This window comes from Allomuricauda sp. CAU 1633, from assembly GCF_017313225.1.
GTDB lineage: Bacteria > Bacteroidota > Bacteroidia > Flavobacteriales > Flavobacteriaceae > Flagellimonas.
The window spans coordinates 1-18270 of record NZ_JAFLNE010000013.1; the positions used below are offsets into that span (position 1 = coordinate 1).

The following is an 18270-nucleotide window of genomic DNA, read 5'->3' on the forward strand; positions in this document are numbered from 1 at the left end:
TATTTCATTACTGGCTGTATGATTTTGATTTTGAGTTTCTCATTAATTACAATGTTTGATTTTTTATAAACTGCCCACAACAATGGTTCTTTTGAAAAATCTATAAAGTTCAAATAAACGATTAATATGAATTTCAATCCTCCAATTAAAGATAGAAGTGATAAAGAGCTTTTTGAAATAATTGAGAATAAGAATGAATGGAAACCAGAAGCCTTTACTCAAGCACAAGCTGAACTATTAGATAGAGGTGTTTCCTTAAACATCCAAGATAATCGTAGGCGCAGTAGTAAAAAATATAAATCAAGAATTAGCAAGATAAAATCCTCTTCCTTTCACACTAATTCTGAGATGGTGTTTCTCATTATTTTAGGTTGGCCGTTGTGCCTAATTTTTCAGGATATTGGAATTTTTTATTCGGGGGAGGGATTCGAAAGAAAAAACAAACAGGGTATTTCGGCAGCTATACTTGGTTTATTGCTTTGGGGATTTATAATTTATCTGATTGTGGTATTTTCTTAATAGATTTTTAAATTGAAGTTCAAATAAACGATAGGCTTTCATTTATAATTAAATCATTTACAACGGTTTGCTTATCTTTGAAATGACGAAAGACAAATCAATCGCAAAAGTTCACAAATCGTCAACATTTTGAAATCAAAAAGTGCAAACCCCAATAAAACCAGGGGTCCGGGGAAAAAGTTCGATTCTTGCCGGGGCTACGAAGTAGACACGCAAAGGCACGGAGTGCCCCAAGCGCAGCTTTTGAATCGAGGTTTATGCCGTGCGCTGACACGGTAATTTCTTGCCGGGGCTACTTTTACTTCCGAATGATTTTAGGGTCAAATTCCACTTCCTTACTCTTCTTTCCCTTGTTCTAATCATAGTCGGTATGGTGGTCGGATAATTGAATCCATTTGACAGGTACTTCACAGTAAAACCCCCTAACCACTTTAATTTATTGTATAGATTTACTATACAAAATTAAACAGCAACAATTCATATAATGATAAAAAATAAAAGTTTAGTATACGCGGCTTTAATAACTGTTTTCATTTTGACGTGTTCCTGTAAGCAGGAAAAAGACAGTGGATGGATGCCCATTTTTAACGGTAAAGACCTAAAAGGGTGGTCTCCAAAGTTTACAGGTCAGGAATACGGGGAAAATTATCTGAATACCTTTCAGGCTAAAGATGGGAGGTTAATTGTCAGTTATGATGCCTATGAAAATTTTGATAATAATTTTGGACATATTTTCTATCAGGAAAAGCTTTCGAGCTACAGATTACGATTGGAATATCGTTTTTTGGGAGAATCGGTCCCGGGCTCGCCATCCTGGGCTTTTAAAAATAGCGGTATCAAAATCCAATCGCCACATCCTTCTGAACTGCCTCTTGACCAAGTATTTCTCACGGCTGTTGAAGCTCAAATACTTGGAGGTGATGATAAAACGGAGCGTTTTACAGGCAATGTATGCACCGCAGGCACGCATATTGTAATGAATGATAGTCTAATTACCCAACATTGCACTAATTCAAGTTACCCAGCTATTAGTGATGCCAGTTGGGTAAAGATGGAAGTTGAAGTACATGGCAGCGAAAAAATAATACACAAAATCAATGGCCAAGTAGTAATGGAGTATTCTAAACCCCAATATGATGATACTGATGAATTTGCGCGGAAACTTATGGAAAATGGCCGCTCTAGAATTATCAGTGAAGGCTATATTGCACTTCAGGCAGAAGGTCATCCTATAGAATTCAGGAATATAGAGTTAATGAAACTGGATGAATGATTGACTTACCTTGGTTTTAAGGTAAAAATCGGCAATATTCTAAAAAGAAAAAGTGAAATTCATGGTACAACTGAGGCTTTGGAAAAAGGTTGATTGTTGCCGAGACCACCACTTCACCAAAGTGTTGTTTATCAATTAAGATTGACAAGCGAATCCCAATTTCTGATGTTATTTGAATATATTTACTATAGAGGATTTTGGTTAAATTTCCCTTTGTTGTGAAGAACCCATCAAAAACGTGATTGCTATGGAACGTTTTTATAGAATTGTACTACTCTATTTAATTCTTTTTCCCTTTACGATTCAGGCCCAAAAAGCGGAGCCTAAGGATATTGTCTCATTGATTCAGAAATTTAAAAATGACATTAGAGGGCCTTATAAGGATATCCGTTGGTTCTGCACAGATGGTAGTGTTCGCGCACCCAAGGACCCCTGTCCTGATGATATTGGCCCCGGCGTACAGCACGCCCGTTACAAAGATGAGGTTGTTTCCTTGGGGAAATCCAATCATATTTATCTGGGCCAGATATTGGCCTATACGGATAAGGAATCCTTTTGGGATGCTGAAAATGACCATTCCCGACTGAAACAGTACCAACTTGACAAATATTTAAAGAGTGTAGATAATGGTTGGATCAATCAAAAAGGACAATTCTATCGTGGCGCCATTCAAGCCGAGGATGAGGAAGCTTGGGGCATCGAGTTTTACAAATGGCTTTTGGCGAAGGATGAGGTTTTAAGGGATGAATATTTTCTGGTCCGTCAGTCTTTAAAAGATATTCCCCACAATGGAGACGACAATGTGGCCCAAAAGATGCGGAGCGAATCCAAAGTGATTTCCGATTTGTATCTGCCTTTTATGGATTTAAGAGTAAAGATTCACAGCCAGCCCGAAGAAGGTGATGTACAAAAAGTGCTTCGCTTCAAGCAGGCAAACAACACCAAGTTGACTGCAGATATTTCCAAAAAATTGGATGAGTTGGTGGCTACCATGAAGGAATTTCATAAGCCTGTGGACATTTCTGCACTGCCTAAAATTGCTCCACTTGTTAAAGGTACCGTATTGGGGAATTCCATTCTGGCGTTTGCTTCCAATTCGGCATTGATGAGCAATCCAAAATTGTTATTGGAACAAGCATCGCAACTCTTGTTTGATATCCGAAGTGGTCTTATGGAAGAAAAAAGACCCATGGCACGGCTCCAGCTACTTGATGTTTCCCTAAAACTGGAAGAGATTGTATTCAAGGGCTCGTCCGACTATCAGCCTGAAAATTTAAAAGAGCTACTTCATAAAATCTGTTATCTGGGTATGGCTGTTACGGGATCGGGCTATTTGGAGCAATGGGAATGGGATCAACTGGCCAGTGATTTGACCAATTATGAAGCTCAGGAGCGGTCGTTGGGGGAATTAACTGAAATATTAAATAGAGCAAGGTCTGCAGTGGAGTGGAGTGCGGCCATGGTTAAGACCAATTACGATGGTGTTGTTAGAGAATATGTGGCTTTTGAGCCGCTAACTGTCGGTTTTGTGGATGATAAAATTCGTGGTTCCGTGGCCCTACATTTGGGGCAAAGTGTGGGCGAATTGGGGAATCTCATTTCTACAGAATCCCAATTGGCAAACAAAGTGATGGACTTGCAAAATCAAAGTACCATCCGGGGTCTCAATCCGGGCTATGCGTTTGGTGAATTGGTCGTTGTAGGTGGCAGTTCGGATGATATTGAGGTTTCCTCGGATAAAATTTATGTGTTCCAACGCCCACCTTCCGATTTAAAACCAGTGGCTGGTATCGCCACAGTGGCCGAAGGAAACATGGTTTCCCATGTGCAATTGTTGGCCCGAAACCTAGGGATTCCCAATGCTGCCCTATCGGATGAAAACCTGCAAGATTTAAAAAAATATGAGGGTACACGAGTGTTCTATGCGGTTTCCAACAAGGGGAACGTTATCCTTAAATCAGAAAGTCAAATGACGGCAGAGGAATTGGCTCTTTTCGCTAAAAAGGAGCGCAAGGAAGAGCGCATTGAAGTGCCCATTGCACAGATTCGACTAGATGAAAAGAAGGTGTTGAACATGCGAAGCGTGGATGCTGATGATTCTGGTAAATTATGCGGCCCCAAAGCCGCCAATTTGGGTCAACTCAAAAAAATGTTCCCGGATAAGGTCGTGGAAGGACTTGTAATCCCTTTTGGGATTTTCAGAACGCATATGGACCAGAACATGCCCGGACAAGGGGATACGTATTGGCAGTTTTTGACCAAAATGTTCCAAGAGGCCAATCGGATGTCGACTTCGGGCATATCTGAAAAAGAGGTGGAAAATTACCAATTGCGACAGCTGGAAATATTGCGGGATGCCATCAAAAAAATGCCACTACAAGACAGTTTTGTAGAGCAATTGGAAAATGGATTCAAAGAAGTGTTGGGCTCCGAATTGGGAACCGTTCCCGTATTTCTTCGCAGTGATACCAATATGGAAGATTTAAAGGATTTTACTGGGGCTGGGCTGAACCTCACCATCTTCAATTCGGTGGACAAAGCCAAAATCTTGGAAGGCATCAAGGATGTTTGGGCTTCACCATACACCGAACGAAGTTTTAAATGGAGGCAAAAATATTTACTGAACCCTGAAAATGTATTTCCTTCTATTTTGGTGATTCCCAGTGTGGATGTGGACTATTCCGGGGTCTTGATCACCAAGGGAATCAGTTCAGGAAAGGAGAATGACCTCACCGTAGCGTTCAGTCGAGGTGCTGGTGGTGCTGTAGATGGTCAGGCTGCCGAGCAATATCTTATCAAAGAGGAAGGAGGTTATACCTTGTTGGCCCCTGCCAGGGAGCGTTTCTATAATGGTTTGCCCAAAACAGGGGGTACAGAGAAGAAACAAGCCACTTTTCAAGACCGTGTTCTCAATGAACGGAACATCAATGAAATCCGGGATTTGGCGCGTACCATTCGGGAGCGGGTCCCCAAAGAGACACATTCAGATTATGAAGGCGCATATGATGTGGAATTAGGCTTTAAAGACAATAAGCTTTGGTTGTTCCAAATTCGACCTTTTGTGGAGAACAAAAAGGCGTTGGGTTCTACCTATTTGGAGTCCATCACCCCAAAGATTGACCTTGCCAAACGTATTTCACTTTCCAAAAAATTGTAGATGAAAAAGATACTTGCTTTAGCAGTTTTAGGTTTGATAGGATTGGGATTCACCGAATTTGTGGAATATCCCATCGATGGGTATGAGCGTACCGGAATAAAGCGACTCAAACGCCTTGAAATGATCAAGAATGGTGAACTGAAGGAGACCTCTTCCCCCTTGCCGGAAGGTGCCAAAAAATCTTGGGAGGATATACAATTGAATCTGCTGTCTAAGAAAGAAGATAGTGTGGGAAGCTTTTTTGTAGTAAATGAATCCTTTCAAAAGGATATCGGTGCATTGTTTCGAGGTCTCGATAAGAGCTATTCCCTGACCATTTTGGATATTTCGGACCCGGATAGTGTTAGGTATGCCGAGCGAAACAAAACTTTAGGCTATCAGCCGGGAAGTGTAGGTAAATTGGCAGTCCTTGTGGCACTTTTTGAACAGTTGGCCAAAATCTACCCGGATTCCTTTGAGTTGCGGACCCAATTGCTGAAAAATAAAGTCGTAAAAGCTGGGGTCTGGGGTCTAACCGATGAGCATACTATTCCAATTTTTGATGTGGAGAAGAATACCTTGGTCAAGCGTCAGGTGATTGCCAGTGATGTGTTCAGTCTATATGAATGGGCTGACCACATGCTGTCAGTGAGCAATAACGGCGCTGCCAGTATTGTATGGCGCGAAGCACTTTTGATGGCTGCTTTCGGTGAAAAATATCCAGAGCTTACCGAAGAGGAGGCCATGGCCTATTTTAAGGAGACACCCAAAAAAGAGTTGACCGATTTGGCCAATGATGTGGTAAATCTTCCGCTTCGTGATTTGGGAATAACCACGGATGAATGGCGATTGGGCAGTTTTTTTACTTCCGGAGCCAATACCTATGTAGGTGACAAAGGGGGCAGTATTGGCACGCCTTATGGTTTGATGAAGTTTTTGGTGCAGCTCGAGCAGGGAAAGGTGATTGATGAGGCAAGCAGTTTGGAGATGAAACGCTTGATGTATATGACCGATAGACGTATTCGCTACGCGCAATCGCCAGCCTTGAAAGAGGCAGCGGTTTATTTTAAATCGGGGAGCCTCTATAAATGCGACCGAAGCAAAGGCGAGGAATGCGGAAAATATATGGGCAATGTGCAGAACTTTATGAACTCCGTCATCATTGTGGAACACCCCGATAATTGCAGATATATAGTGGTGTTGATGACCAACGTGCTACGGAAAAATTCAGCTTCGGACCATATGTATTTGGCCTCTGCCATTGACAAGATTGTTAGGAAAGGCTGATTTCTTCCAATGCTTTTAAGGCAAAATCCTTGATTTTTGGGCTGTCATCCGTAATAAATCGTTCCAACAAAGGTTTAAAACGACCGTCTTTTTGTTTCCCGATGAGGTAGATTACTGACAATCTCAAGTTTACATCCGGGACCTGCAATAATTGCTCAAAGCATTCCATTTCACTGGGAATGCTATGCTTGATTTTCTGTATGGCCTCTTCTGAAGAAAAATCCATGGTAGCTTCCTCAATGATGGGTAGCAACTTTTGTTTCAGATTGCCCGTAAGAAGGTTGTCTAAAAACTCTATGGCCTTGTTCCGGGATTCTTCTTTAGGACTTAAAAGCCCCAAATAGGCATTCTGCACATCTTCCTGCACATATTTCAACCCCAAAAGCTTGAATATCCGCTCCAAGCCCGAATCCAGTCTTCGCTCCAATAATTCCAGCAATGAAGCACGGGCATCCCTTTCTTCGGAATCGACAGTGACTCCCGATTTTTTCCGGTTTCGGTAGGAGATGATGATTTGGGTATGCATGGCTGAAAGCGTCTGATGGTATAGTTTGCACTCCTCAAAAATCTTCGCCACAATTTTAAACCGATTGAATCGCAGTGTGGGTCGCTCTTTTCGAATATCGCTGAGGGCCCGGACCACTTCCAACCGAACGCCGAGGTCAACATCATCAAACAACTGAAACAACGAATGAACTGCTTCTTTGGACATAAAAGACTTTATAACAAGCGGCACAAAACGACAAATGTCAAGGTTTACCGCACGATTTTTTACGTGAGAAACCAAAATAGGGAGGATACCAGGGCCATAGTTGTTTAGTGCCTCAACCACCAAAGGACGCGTTGTTTTATAGGGAAGTAAGTGCAATAATTTGTTAATAAACATGGGTCGCATACTAATGCCCGCGGCAACTATGGCAGCATTTTTTAGGGTATCATCCTTACCCTCAAGGCTTGCCATGATCACCGGGTAATATTGGGGGTAACCCGAAGTGGCAATTGTCTTTAAAACCAATGGATTTATGGGGTGCTCTTTTTGGGCCAAACGTTTTTCCAATCTTCCCGCCAAATCATATCTTGATTTCAGCGTGATGTTGCCAGCACTTTCCAATGCTAAACAGTACAGGGCCGTATCCCGAATCAACTGGCTATCCGCATCTAGAAATTGGTCAAAAATATGTTCTTCGTTTTGGTCTGAATGAAGCAATAAATACTCAAAAGTGGCCAAAGTCAATTCTTCATCCCCATACCCCAAAAGTTCATTGATGTTTACCACCATGGTGTCACTATTCAAAAAATAGAGGTTGCGCATGGCAGCAGCTTTCACTTTTAGTGAAGGATGGTCCAATAATCGTAGTACATCATCCAGGAACCTTCTATCATTGATTTCCATCAACTTGTTCAGCATAAAAAGGAGTTGCTCTTCGCTTCCGCTTGAAAAAACGCTTTTCATACCCTCAACTACAGAAACCTTCTTCACCTTTTCGGAGGAAATGTTGGTTGTTTTATCTGCTGTATTTTCCAGATTCTTTTTGAAGGTGGCGTAATATTCTTTGCGCAAAACCCCTACAAAAAATATCCAAACCAGAACCAAACCAATGATCAACAGGGTAATGCTCATGGTGCCAAGGTCGAGCCCGTTGACAAAGAAAATGAGCAGCAAGCCTGCAAAACCGGTGGCAATGCTGTCCACGACCACATCAATAAAGGATTTTGTTCGGTTTTTTAGCTCAAAGGGCAAGGGGAGTGCCAACAATTCCGAAGCACTTTTATTGATGGATTGTTTCAAGACTCCATCCATGGCCTTTATGGCCACAATTGCGGAAAGTTCGGGCAGTATCAAGAAAAAAACAGCGCCAAAAAGGATGCCTAAAGGCAACAGGAGCAAGGAAAAGCCTACCCCCCAAATACCTACTATCCGATGGGTGAGAAAGAGCTGCACCGCGAGCGACAATAAATTGAAGGAGGAAAACCAAAAAGCCAAAAAAGAAGTGAGCTCTTCTGGGTCTTCAATGGCTTTGGCGGCAAAATCACTGAAGAGGTAATCTACCAGTTTGGCCACCAACACCCCAACGGCCACGGTTAGGGCCATATAGGTGAGGTGACGGGATTTTTTAATCAATTTATAGGGATGGCCGTCGGTCAAGGAGATACGTTTTTTCTGCTTGAACTCATCCAATTTGTTCACCCGAAGCCTCCAAATGAAACGCAGCAAGGGGAAACACCCAATAAGCAATAAGGCGGCTATGAATATCATGACCTCATTGCCAAAAAGAGGGGCAAAAATAGAGGTCAGGTAGCCTCCAAAAATCCCACCTAAAATAGCCCCTGAACCTATAAAACCGAAAAGTCGTTTTGCATCCCGCACATTGAAAACCAAATTGGCCAAGACCCAAAATTGGGAGGCGGACAATACAGCGTATATGGCTACCCAGATATAGAAAAAGAAGAGTAAATAGGTGTTTATTAACCCCAATTTTAACAGGACTCCCAAGGCGACTAGAACAATAATTGAGGTGGTGAGCGTGGTCTTTATAATGTGATTTAACTCAAACTTGGTCAAAATTCGAGTGTAAAACATGGAACTAAAGATAGCGGTAAGGGCTACCAGCACGTAGGCTACAGATAGTTTTTCGGCACCCAATTCAGAAAGAAACAGTGCGTTGATAGTTGGCTTTATGATCAATAGCACTGATATGATCAGAAAGATGTAACAAAACATAAAAAGGGAAATTTTGTATTCCCCCTTTCTGATGTCAAAAAAATTATTTGCAAGTCTGTAGATCATTGGTTTTAGGTCTATCCAATGACTAAATTTCGGTTTTTTTCAATACTTTTTCTACTGGTTTGACCAAATTCCGGATGATTTGCTCTCCGTCTGGGTCATCAATGAGGGCAACTAAGATGTAACGTCGGTTGGGGTCTTTTCCCCATACCAAAATGGAATCAGAGTGATAGGTCTTCCAGGACCCAGATTTACGGAACAATCGCGCAGACGGTGCTATGACTTCCAAGGTGTTCACAAATTTGTGGTGAAGTTCTGGGTTTTCCATAATGTTCAGCATCTGCTTAGATCTTTTTTCATTGACCAATTTTCCGTTGGCGAGCAGGTAATAAAATCGGCACACCTGGGTCACGGAAGCGGCATGGCTGAGTTGTTTTAAAGGCTCTCTATTGGTATCGCCACCACCTCCATAACGTTTGCCAACCCAAAGGCCACCACCTTTGTCTTGATCATAAAAGGCATATTGTGGATCTGTCATTACCGATTCTATTTTGGCATAGCCAACACGGTCAATCATGCGAGTGGATGCAGCATTGTCCGATTTACTGATCATCAATCGCATGTCTTTTTTTACTTCCTGGGTCTCCATGAGCTCTCCTTTTTCAATGGCATCCATGGCAGATAATAGAATGGCAATTTTGGGAAGACTGGCGGCGTACATCATATAGTTGCCGTTGATTCTGGCAAACCTGGCCTTTTCAGGGTTGCTTAAATCCACAATGCCGATGGCCATCTTTTTTTGAGAAATTAAGTGGGACCAGACTTCATTGCTTAATATTTCTTCTTCCAAATTGGATTGAAGCGAGGTATCCACCAATTTCGTCAATGGTTTAATGTTTTCACTCTTTATCTTCAATGGCAGGGGTTGCTGTCCAAAAGTTGAAAAGAGCATGGCAAAAAAGAAAAATGTGCTAAGTATGTTTTTCATTAAAAATCCACAGTATAAAAACTAGTCAAAAGTATATAATCCAGTAACGCACAACATGTTAAAAATATTTTTTTAGTTGAAATGAAAGTCACAGCATTTTTGCGCATTGGAAGCATAATTTGAAATTAAAATGTTAAATATTGGGCTTGGATTATTATTTTATAATGCAAAAGGGGATGGTTCAAAGGAAAGTTCTGTTCTCTCCAAACCACTTTTCCCATTCTTCCTTACCTTAGTGCAAAACTTGCTGTATGGAGACCAAGATTAAGAATGTGTTTAAGGAGGGGGCCATCTCCCCTGATTTTATAGCCAATTCCATTGCAAAACATCAATCCAAGACCCAGATTGGTGCCCATGATATCTTTTTGGGCCAAGTACGGGCCGATGAAATTGAGGGAAAAACGGTTTCAGCCATTGAGTATACTGCCTATGAAAGCATGGCCAATCAAAAATTCCATGAGATTCGAGAGACCACTTTTTCAAAATATGAGATTACCTGTATGCATGTTTACCATAGTTTGGGAAAAGTAGGTGTAGGGGAGATATGTCTGTTTGTTTTTGTGTCATCGCCTCATAGAAGAGTCGCCTTTGAAGCCTTGGAATATGTTGTGGAGGAAATAAAAGCCCACGTTCCCGTTTTTGGCAAAGAACTTTTTGAGGACGATTCCTATCAATGGAAAGTCAATACATAGCCTATGGTAGACATTACACAAAAACAATCCACCCATAGAACGGCTGTGGCCCAAGCGGTGGTCAAGGTCAGTGATAAGGCCACCATTGAAGCCATTAAAAACGGAACCGTTCCCAAAGGTGATGTGCTCTCCATGAGCAAGGCAGCTGGATTTTTGGGCGTAAAGAAAACTTCGGATTTACTGCCCGATTGCCATCCATTGCCCGTAGAATACTGTGGTATTGAGTATGAAATGGAGGGCTTGGAGATCAAAATCCTGATTACCGTAAAAACGTTTTACAAGACCGGAGTGGAGGTAGAGGCCATGCATGGAGCCAGTGTAGTGGCCCTTACCATGTACGATATGCTCAAGCCCATTGATAAGGGAGTGGAGATACATCACATTAAGTTGCTGAAAAAAACAGGGGGCAAATCGGATATTGGTACAGCATAATTTTTTTCGATATTTTTTTTGCAGCAATTACTTTTATTCTAATTTTAGATTAATCAGACGATAATCCCATTGCTATGAATAACCTCAAACGTGTAATTGTCGATTATAAAAAATTGACCCCCGAAGTGCTAAAGCTGTTGGTGGATAAATATCCTGATGGCTATGGCGATAATGATGTCATCAATTTTAGAAACTTAAAAGGTGAGCTGATTGAAGCTGTTGAGGTTTCTACGGACGATACCAAATACTTGGTGAAGATTAGTTCCAAACTGGAACACACCATGGCCAACTTTGATGACGATGACGATGACGACAATGATCTTGACACGGAAGATTTGGGTAAAATTCCAGATGATGACGATGACGAGGACTTCTCCGACTCAGAAGAGGAATAAACTATCTTCCTTATTTTAGATTGCTTAGCATTTCCGAAGTAGTTTGGTCCAAATCAAACTCGGGTTTCCAACCCCAGTCTTTTTTGGCTTGTGTATCATCAATGGTACTGGGCCATGAATCCGCTATTTTTTGCCTAAAATCAGGGGCGTAACTGATTTTGAAATCTGAAATATGCTTTTGAATGCTTTCTGCCACATCTTCAGGGGTAAAGCTCATACTTCCCAAGTTGTAGGATGATCTTACGGTAAGGTGCTCAGCCGGACTTTCCATAAGTTGGATGGTAGCCCTTATGGCATCATCCATATACATCATGGGCAGTTTAGTGTCCTTGTCCAAAAAGGATTCGTATTCCTTTTTTTTCAGGGCTTCATGATAAATTTCAACCGCATAATCCGTGGTGCCGCCACCGGGCATGGTCTTCCAACTGATTAAACCAGGATAGCGAACACTGCGCACATCTACCCCAAACTTTTTAAAATAGTATTCGCACCAGCGCTCCCCAGACTGTTTGCTAATGCCATAGACCGTACTGGGTTCCATAATGGTACTTTGCGGTGTATTTTCTTTTGGAGTGTTAGGCCCAAAAACAGCAATGCTGGAAGGCCAAAATATTTTGGAAATTTTATTGTCCTTGGCCAAATTCAGGACATTGAATAAGGAATTCATGTTCAAGTTCCATGCACGCATGGGAAATTTTTCTGCCGTGGCACTGAGCATGGCGGCCATTAAATATACTTCATCAATCTCATAATGCATCACTACATCCTCTATGGCGGCATAGTTGGTGGCATCCAACAACTCAAACGGGCCAGAAGCCATTAAAGCATCACTTCCTTCCCTAATATCACTGGCCACCACTTTTTCAGAGCCGTACTTGTTTCGTAATTCAATGGTGAGTTCAGTTCCAATTTGGCCACATGCACCAATAATGAGAATAGGTTTTTGCATTAAAATTGAAGTTAATTGCGTTCGTTGGCAAAGATACCCTTTATTAAAATTTGTACATTCGCCTATGCGAAAATTGTTAGGCGTACTACTTATTTTATTGATGCTTTCTGGATGTAAAAAAAATCAAGAAAGTTCTCAGGAAATCCAAACTGACGAGCTTGGTTTTCAGTATCAAAAAATGCCTTCAAAACTAACCCTTAATCCCGAGGCCATCGAAATTGTAGAAGCCTGGAAAGAGTTTGTGGTTTTCGCAGCGAGTATTGATGTATTATACAAGGCCACCAATAATGAAGATCTCATCTTGGCCATTGACGACCTCATTGAAAAGGAAAAGCAATTGGCAGAAAGCACCTATCCGGAATTGTTCGATACATTTAGGGTAAAAAGCAGACAACAGGTTTTAAGGACTTATTTGTATAAAGTGAAGGCCAGTCTTTTGGAAAATCAAGAGACCACAGCGCCCACCGTTGAAATGCTCCAAGCCTACAATGCCCTAAGAAAGCAATTCAATGTGATTGTAAATAGTCAACTAGACAAAGAATTGATATTGGATGAAAACTAAAGTATTGATCGTCTTGGGACTTTTTTTAACCCTGGGGGCGAGGGCCCAGGATACTGAAAAGGCAAAAATCAACGCGGTTTTGGATAGCTGGCATTTGGCCGCGGCCAATGCCGATTTTGAGGCCTATTTTGGCAAAATGACCAGTGATGCCGTTTTTATTGGAACCGATGCCATGGAGAATTGGCAAAACGATGAATTCAAGGCGTTTTCCAAACCTTATTTTGATGGGGGCAAGGCCTGGAGCTTTACATCGGTACAACGGAATATCTACATCAACAAAACAAAAGATTTTGCATGGTTTGATGAGTTGCTCGATACCCAAATGAAAATTTGTAGGGGGTCTGGAGTACTGAAAAAAGAAAATGGGCAATGGAAAATTGCCCATTATGTACTTTCAATCGCAGTGCCCAATGACAATGTAGGCGAACTGATTCAAATCAAGGAGAAAAAAGATGATGAATTACTCCTTGAGTTGAAAAAGAATCAGTGATTCTTACTTTCCGCCGCCCGCTCCTTCAGGTTTTTCCTTGCGGGATTCCAAGGCTTGCTTGCTTAAACTGGCCAAATTAAAGTTAGGGTCAATCTTCAGGGCTTCATCAATGGAAGCAATGGCGCCTTCAATATCGTTTTTGTCCATATTGTACGTGACCAATCCCTTCAAGTGGTAAAAAGCAGCCTTCAAAGCAACTTCGTAAGGTTGTTGTCTTTCATAAAAGGCATATTTCATGTCATCTTGGGAATTGGTGATTCCATATTCAATGTTGGACATTGCTCCGGCATTGTCACCCGTTTGGATTTTAAGGTCGGCCAATTCATAAGCCAAATAGGCTGATGGGTCTCTTTTGTACAAAATCTCAAAGTGTTCCAAAGCTCTTTTGGGTTGGTTGAGAGCCTTTAAGGAAACCGCCTTAACCTGAACCGCAAGATCGGAATCAGCTTCATTCTTTTCAATGCCAATGGTGTTCAAAGCCTGCATGTGCTGGCTGTTGTTCATATACACAAAGGCCAAAGTATCTTGCCGTTCTTTGGATGGGGAAAGCACATTCAAATGGGTCAATGCCCCAATAACACCTGTAACATCACCTTGCATGCGCATTTCTTGGTAATAGGCCTTGTAGTGCTCTAAAAGTTCGTTTTTGGTCTGGGAAATTCCACTAAAACCGATTAGCATCAGCAATACAAATAGCGTCTTTTTCATTCATCTTCAATTTAGTGCGCCAAAACTAAAAAAATTATTCATACCATCCTGTTAATAATCCCATAAGTATCAGGATATAATGGAGGTGGTGAATGCATGCCCTTTGTCCAAAAAATTCTGACTTATGACCACTTTGGCCCTGCTTGGGGTAGGATCAACTTGATATTTTAGTGGAGGAAGCCCCCTTTTAGCTGCCTCCGAACCATAATAATCACTTTTTGAAGGATGAAAGGGATTTACGCCATTGAATAATTCTCCCCAATATTGGTTTTCCAGGATTGTAAGAATCATGTGGATGCAATCTTCCAGATGGATGAGATTGACTGGGTCGTTGCCGTTGGTAAGATGTGTTTTTTGGGACAACATGGTAACGGGATGTCGGTCAGGACCGATGAGGCCGCCAAACCGGATGATGGTACAAGAAAGATTGGGGTCATTCCCAAAGAGTTGCTCACTCTCCATCAATTGTTTCCCTGATTCGGTTGTAGGTTTTATAGGGGTCAGCTCGTTGACTTCTCCTTCCAAATCACCATACACGGCGGTACTACTCACAAAAATCACCTTGGTCAATCCACTTTTTTTGATCTCGGAATGCAACAACACCGTTTTATCCACAAAGCTCTCGGTGTTCTTACCCCGTAATCGAGGTGGAACGTTGATGATCAATACATCGATTTGGGATAAAAAGCCTTGAATATCGCCAAGGATGGCAGTGGGGGACAACCTTATTTGAAAAGGTCGAATGCCCTCTTTTTGGAGTTCATTCAGTTTCTCTTCTGATGTAGTGGTGCCAAAGACCTTGTATGAATCTTGTAAAAGACGCTTTGCCAAGGGCAGTCCCAGCCATCCGCAACCCAACACGCCAATTTTTTCACTCAAACTTTATAGTTTTTATGGTCAATATAGCATCATTTAAGACAAAAGGCATGGGGATACTGGTTTCAGGTCTTTTAGGGATGCTAAAATCTTTATGGGAGAGAAGGTCGTTGGAAGCTTCGTAGAATGACAATTCCAATACAGAATCTTTTGGGAAACTTAGCTCCAGTTCGGTATATTCATTATTTGTGATGTAATGGGTGACCAATCTGTTCCTCCGCTTTTGTAAGAAGTCTTCTGATAATGCAATGCGGTTTACTTTGGCAGCATTCAGGGAAATAGGATTGGTATAGACATCCAAACGATTAACATCCCGTTTTGGGGTGACGCAGATTTCAAGAATGCGATTTTCACCAATAATGGTATCCTTTACAGTGTCGATCCAAGGAAGTGTAATGTCTTTCTGCGGTGCATCGGCAATATAGGTGAGTTTTGTGACATATTTGCTAGATAAAGTTTTGTACTCCTCTGGCCCAGGCTCTCTTTTTTCGTCTCCTAGAAATTGGTTGTTCCATCCAATTGGACGATGATCATAAGTAGCCCAAATGGCTGAGTCCTCATCGGCATTGTACACGTAGAGCAAGCTGCTGGGTTTGGGACGTTCCCCATTAAAGTCAGAATTGATGTGACTTGAAATGCCGAATGCAAAAAAGAGGAACAGAAACAAATAGGCCAACGTATTCTTGTTTTTTAGTTTGCTGAAGAAGGGCAAAGCCAAAAAGAACAACAGGGTTGTGAACAGAGTGGCGGCCATCATCATTTTCAATCCCAATCCTACGGGGAACATTTTTATGAACGGGGAGTACATAAAAACAGCCGGCAGTGCCAAAAACACCAACAAAAAAGGGTTGGGTTCTTCTTGGTTTATGGTAACCATAAACGCGGCCAACAATCCAAACAAAGGAATCACAAAAAAGCTGGCGCCTGGTAAATAGGAAGCCACCAGTCCACAGATGATCAACCAAATAATGATGGGAGCGACCAGTAAATTTGGTGTGGTGGTCTTTCTAAACTGGTGGTACATCCAAAAACAGACAGCCAAGGAAAACATTGTATACACCACAATGTAGGTATGTCCGTTGTAGGTGAATCCGTGGAGCATGTCTTTAAAACCAGGATACCACCACGTAATGATGGTCCAACAGAAATAGCCAACGATTCCATTGATGGCCAGCGTGAGCAATAATGGAGCAAAACCCTTAAAAACATCACCGAGTTGGAGTTTTTTCTTCCGAAATCCATCAAAAAGGAGCAAAACAAAGAGTAAAACTGCAATCCAGAACATGGGCCAAATCCAATCAAATGGATAAGAAATCAGCCTAAAGAATGGCAGATTAAAATACACATAGTCATCCAAACTTTTCAGATTATCAAGGTCTGCATCTGAAAAATAGTGGATGAGCGGCATTAAATAACTGCCTTGATGCGCCAACGAAGTCCTGTCCAACCGCTCGTAGTTGTCCAAGGCGGTATGATAATCGAAATGGTCATCAATAAAGGCGAAATTAAAGCCCTCAATATCGCCATCCTCCCTAAAAACGGTTAAATCTGTGTCGTTGGGCAGCATTTTGTAGATGCTGTACGCCAATGAATTGGCCACGGGATATTTTGGATTGGCCTCAGTGAACTCTTTAATCAATTTTCCGTTTCCACGATTGGTCTCAATGAGCATGTAACTGGGACCTCCACTGCCTCGGGCTTCAAAATTTAGGACCAGCCCCACATCTTTGGCCCAAGGATGGTTGTTCACAAAAAGGTCAGCACCGTTGAGACCCAGTTCTTCTGCATCGGTGATAAGGATGATGATATCATTTTTAGGGGTCTTGTTTTCGGCCAAAAAAGCTCTGACGCCCTCTAAGATGGTGGCTACACCACTTCCGGCATCACTTGCCCCGTATGAAGAATGGGGATTGCTATCGTAATGAGACAACAGTAAAAGTGCTTTGCCTTCTCCTGAGCCTTTTATTTTGGCCAAAATATTGGTAGCCTTGCTCAAATTGCCCCAATCTCCGGCCGTATATCCTTCTTGAGTAATGGTTTCCAACCCCATTTTTTTGAGTTCGGCAATGATGTAAGCTCGAACCCGCGCATGACCGGGGAAACCTACGGCATGGGGTTCAATGGAGATATTTTTAACATGGAATAAGGCCCTATCCGTGGAAAAGTGCTCCTGAACCGTATCCTCATCTGGGGAATAGGAGGGCACCAAGGATTTGTAACTCCAATACACCGCAAAAAATAGGAGTAGGAGGGCGAGGGATTTTGAAAATTTCATGATTTGGTTTTGTTGGTATATAAATGTATGAATTTATGAAAGGTTCGTACATTTTAACGTTAAAAATTAGACAATTCTCTAAAAAAGTTTATATTTATTGTTTAACTCTAAATATTAACCTTATGGCTATCAAAAGTTTTCAAGGCGTGCGTTCCAAGGAGGAGTCCAAGAAAAAATACAATGCTCCTATTTTGGTAGAGGACTATATGACCAAAAAGTTGATTACTTTTTCTCCAGAGCAGTCCATTTTGGAAGTTATGGAAGCTTTTGCCAAGTACCATATTTCCGGTGGTCCTGTATTGGATGGCAATGGGTTTTTGGTAGGAATTGTATCTGAGGCGGACTGTATGAAGCAGATTTCGGAAAGTAGGTACTTTAATCAACCTATTTTGGACAAAAGTGTGGAGCGATTTATGACCAAAAATGTTGAGACCATTCCACATGACATGAGCATATTTGATGCAGCTGGGGTTTTTGACAGACACAACAGACGACGTTTGCCGGTAATGAAAAACGATATCCTTGTAGGGCAGATCAGTCGTAAGGATGTTGTGATCGCGGCGTTAAAACTCAGTTCCCATAATTGGAAATAGTTCCATTTTACTCCCTTTTGACAATCATGTAATAATCATTGTCCAAGGGTAGATATCCTAAATCATACACAAAATAATAGGTGCTGCCTTTTTTGGTGGTGTAGAGGTTTGTGATATATTCAAAATCAAAGCCTTTGTCCATCAGCTTCATTTTTGTGGTGGTGGTTTTGCCTTCTTTTAAAGGGAAGCTGTCCAATATCCGATAGTTCTTTCTGAGTTTGTTGTTGATATTACGGACCAAGTTTTTACTGTCCTTGTTCAAGCGGTTGTTATAGGCATTGCGGCAATGGTCCGAGCAGTATTTTTGGTCTACCCGCCCCAATAGTTTTGCACCACATTCCAAGCACTTTCTTTCGGTCATGATATAAGA

At 41.7% G+C, this 18270-nt stretch carries 17 protein-coding genes; 10 read left to right on the top strand and 7 right to left on the bottom strand.

Translation table 11 applies throughout. The features are described 5' to 3' along the window. Positions 1-126 precede the first annotated feature (126 nt). The 4 genes from J0X14_RS18725 (at position 127) to J0X14_RS18740 (ending at position 6215) form a co-directional block, all read left to right on the top strand. Positions 127-519: a hypothetical protein gene (locus J0X14_RS18725; protein WP_207099357.1), complete on the top strand. Its 393-nt coding sequence runs from the start codon at positions 127-129 to the stop codon at positions 517-519. A gap of 484 nt (positions 520-1003) precedes the next feature. Continuing rightward, positions 1004-1792 (top strand): DUF1080 domain-containing protein, encoded by a 789-nt coding sequence (locus tag J0X14_RS18730; protein WP_207099358.1) that lies wholly within the window; start codon positions 1004-1006, stop codon positions 1790-1792. Positions 1793-2039: 247 nt separating this feature from the next. Beyond that, on the top strand, positions 2040-4949 hold the full coding sequence (locus J0X14_RS18735; RefSeq protein WP_207099359.1) for a PEP/pyruvate-binding domain-containing protein: 2910 nt from the start codon (positions 2040-2042) through the stop codon (positions 4947-4949). Next, positions 4950-6215: a serine hydrolase gene (locus J0X14_RS18740; protein ID WP_207099360.1), complete on the top strand. Its 1266-nt coding sequence runs from the start codon at positions 4950-4952 to the stop codon at positions 6213-6215. It begins immediately after the preceding gene. On the opposite strand, the gene J0X14_RS18745 is transcribed toward J0X14_RS18740, so the two are convergent. After that, positions 6202-8937, bottom strand: a complete 2736-nt coding sequence (locus tag J0X14_RS18745; RefSeq protein WP_207099361.1) for a hypothetical protein — start codon at positions 8935-8937, stop codon at positions 6202-6204. The genes J0X14_RS18740 and J0X14_RS18745 overlap by 14 nt on opposite strands. 88 nt (positions 8938-9025) lie before the next feature. Then, positions 9026-9928, bottom strand: coding sequence for a serine hydrolase (locus J0X14_RS18750; RefSeq protein WP_207099362.1), 903 nt, complete (start codon positions 9926-9928; stop codon positions 9026-9028). Positions 9929-10179: 251 nt separating this feature from the next. On the opposite strand from J0X14_RS18750, the gene J0X14_RS18755 reads away from it, so the two are divergent. The 3 genes from J0X14_RS18755 (at position 10180) to J0X14_RS18765 (ending at position 11447) form a co-directional block, all read left to right on the top strand. Next, complete coding sequence (locus J0X14_RS18755; RefSeq protein ID WP_207099363.1) at positions 10180-10620, top strand: molybdenum cofactor biosynthesis protein MoaE; 441 nt, start codon at positions 10180-10182, stop codon at positions 10618-10620. A 3-nt stretch (positions 10621-10623) separates the two neighbouring features. After that, positions 10624-11052: a cyclic pyranopterin monophosphate synthase MoaC gene (gene moaC / locus J0X14_RS18760; protein WP_207099364.1), complete on the top strand. Its 429-nt coding sequence runs from the start codon at positions 10624-10626 to the stop codon at positions 11050-11052. A gap of 74 nt (positions 11053-11126) precedes the next feature. Further along, entirely contained in the window at positions 11127-11447 is a 321-nt protein-coding gene (locus J0X14_RS18765; protein ID WP_207099365.1) for a hypothetical protein, read from the top strand. A 10-nt stretch (positions 11448-11457) separates the two neighbouring features. Here the strand turns inward: J0X14_RS18765 and J0X14_RS18770 are convergent, their stop codons facing one another. Next, complete coding sequence (locus J0X14_RS18770) at positions 11458-12396, bottom strand: NAD-dependent epimerase/dehydratase family protein (RefSeq protein WP_207099366.1); 939 nt, start codon at positions 12394-12396, stop codon at positions 11458-11460. A 64-nt stretch (positions 12397-12460) separates the two neighbouring features. Between J0X14_RS18770 and J0X14_RS18775 the strand changes: the two genes are divergently transcribed. Together J0X14_RS18775 and J0X14_RS18780 are read left to right on the top strand one after the other, a co-directional pair. Beyond that, on the top strand, positions 12461-12958 hold the full coding sequence (locus J0X14_RS18775) for a hypothetical protein (protein WP_207099367.1): 498 nt from the start codon (positions 12461-12463) through the stop codon (positions 12956-12958). Further along, positions 12948-13448 (top strand): nuclear transport factor 2 family protein, encoded by a 501-nt coding sequence (locus J0X14_RS18780; protein ID WP_207099368.1) that lies wholly within the window; start codon positions 12948-12950, stop codon positions 13446-13448. The genes J0X14_RS18775 and J0X14_RS18780 overlap by 11 nt, the downstream gene beginning before the upstream one ends. A 3-nt stretch (positions 13449-13451) precedes the next feature. Here J0X14_RS18780 and J0X14_RS18785 read toward each other — a convergent pair whose 3' ends face one another. From J0X14_RS18785 to J0X14_RS18795, 3 genes are all read right to left on the bottom strand, one after another. Then, entirely contained in the window at positions 13452-14156 is a 705-nt protein-coding gene (locus J0X14_RS18785; protein ID WP_207099369.1) for a hypothetical protein, read from the bottom strand. 69 nt (positions 14157-14225) lie between these two features. Further along, positions 14226-15035: an SDR family oxidoreductase gene (locus tag J0X14_RS18790; protein WP_207099370.1), complete on the bottom strand. Its 810-nt coding sequence runs from the start codon at positions 15033-15035 to the stop codon at positions 14226-14228. Then, the gene (locus tag J0X14_RS18795; protein WP_207099371.1) at positions 15028-17307 is read right to left on the bottom strand and encodes a M28 family peptidase; all 2280 of its coding nucleotides are present in this window, start codon (positions 17305-17307) and stop codon (positions 15028-15030) included. The genes J0X14_RS18790 and J0X14_RS18795 overlap by 8 nt, the downstream gene beginning before the upstream one ends. A gap of 122 nt (positions 17308-17429) precedes the next feature. Here J0X14_RS18795 and J0X14_RS18800 point away from each other — a divergent pair, with 122 nt between their 5' ends. Then, a complete protein-coding gene (locus J0X14_RS18800) occupies positions 17430-17900 on the top strand; it encodes a CBS domain-containing protein (protein ID WP_207099372.1) in 471 nt (156 codons plus the stop codon). 7 nt (positions 17901-17907) lie between these two features. Here the strand turns inward: J0X14_RS18800 and J0X14_RS18805 are convergent, their stop codons facing one another. Beyond that, complete coding sequence (locus tag J0X14_RS18805) at positions 17908-18261, bottom strand: hypothetical protein (protein ID WP_207099373.1); 354 nt, start codon at positions 18259-18261, stop codon at positions 17908-17910. Positions 18262-18270 lie beyond the last annotated feature (9 nt).

Excerpts from the sequence above, each read along its gene's own strand:
- J0X14_RS18725 (WP_207099357.1), top strand. The coding sequence starts at position 127 with ATGAATTTCAATCCTCCAATTAAAGATAGAAGTGATAAAGAGCTTTTT.
- J0X14_RS18730 (WP_207099358.1), top strand. The coding sequence starts at position 1,004 with ATGATAAAAAATAAAAGTTTAGTATACGCGGCTTTAATAACTGTTTTC.
- J0X14_RS18735 (WP_207099359.1), top strand. The coding sequence starts at position 2,040 with ATGGAACGTTTTTATAGAATTGTACTACTCTATTTAATTCTTTTTCCC.
- J0X14_RS18740 (WP_207099360.1), top strand. The coding sequence starts at position 4,950 with ATGAAAAAGATACTTGCTTTAGCAGTTTTAGGTTTGATAGGATTGGGA.
- J0X14_RS18745 (WP_207099361.1), bottom strand. The coding sequence starts at position 8,937 with ATGTTTTGTTACATCTTTCTGATCATATCAGTGCTATTGATCATAAAG.
- J0X14_RS18750 (WP_207099362.1), bottom strand. The coding sequence starts at position 9,928 with ATGAAAAACATACTTAGCACATTTTTCTTTTTTGCCATGCTCTTTTCA.
- J0X14_RS18755 (WP_207099363.1), top strand. The coding sequence starts at position 10,180 with ATGGAGACCAAGATTAAGAATGTGTTTAAGGAGGGGGCCATCTCCCCT.
- moaC (WP_207099364.1), top strand. The coding sequence starts at position 10,624 with ATGGTAGACATTACACAAAAACAATCCACCCATAGAACGGCTGTGGCC.
- J0X14_RS18765 (WP_207099365.1), top strand. The coding sequence starts at position 11,127 with ATGAATAACCTCAAACGTGTAATTGTCGATTATAAAAAATTGACCCCC.
- J0X14_RS18770 (WP_207099366.1), bottom strand. The coding sequence starts at position 12,396 with ATGCAAAAACCTATTCTCATTATTGGTGCATGTGGCCAAATTGGAACT.
- J0X14_RS18775 (WP_207099367.1), top strand. The coding sequence starts at position 12,461 with ATGCGAAAATTGTTAGGCGTACTACTTATTTTATTGATGCTTTCTGGA.
- J0X14_RS18780 (WP_207099368.1), top strand. The coding sequence starts at position 12,948 with ATGAAAACTAAAGTATTGATCGTCTTGGGACTTTTTTTAACCCTGGGG.
- J0X14_RS18785 (WP_207099369.1), bottom strand. The coding sequence starts at position 14,156 with ATGAAAAAGACGCTATTTGTATTGCTGATGCTAATCGGTTTTAGTGGA.
- J0X14_RS18795 (WP_207099371.1), bottom strand. The coding sequence starts at position 17,307 with ATGAAATTTTCAAAATCCCTCGCCCTCCTACTCCTATTTTTTGCGGTG.
- J0X14_RS18800 (WP_207099372.1), top strand. The coding sequence starts at position 17,430 with ATGGCTATCAAAAGTTTTCAAGGCGTGCGTTCCAAGGAGGAGTCCAAG.
- J0X14_RS18805 (WP_207099373.1), bottom strand. The coding sequence starts at position 18,261 with ATGACCGAAAGAAAGTGCTTGGAATGTGGTGCAAAACTATTGGGGCGG.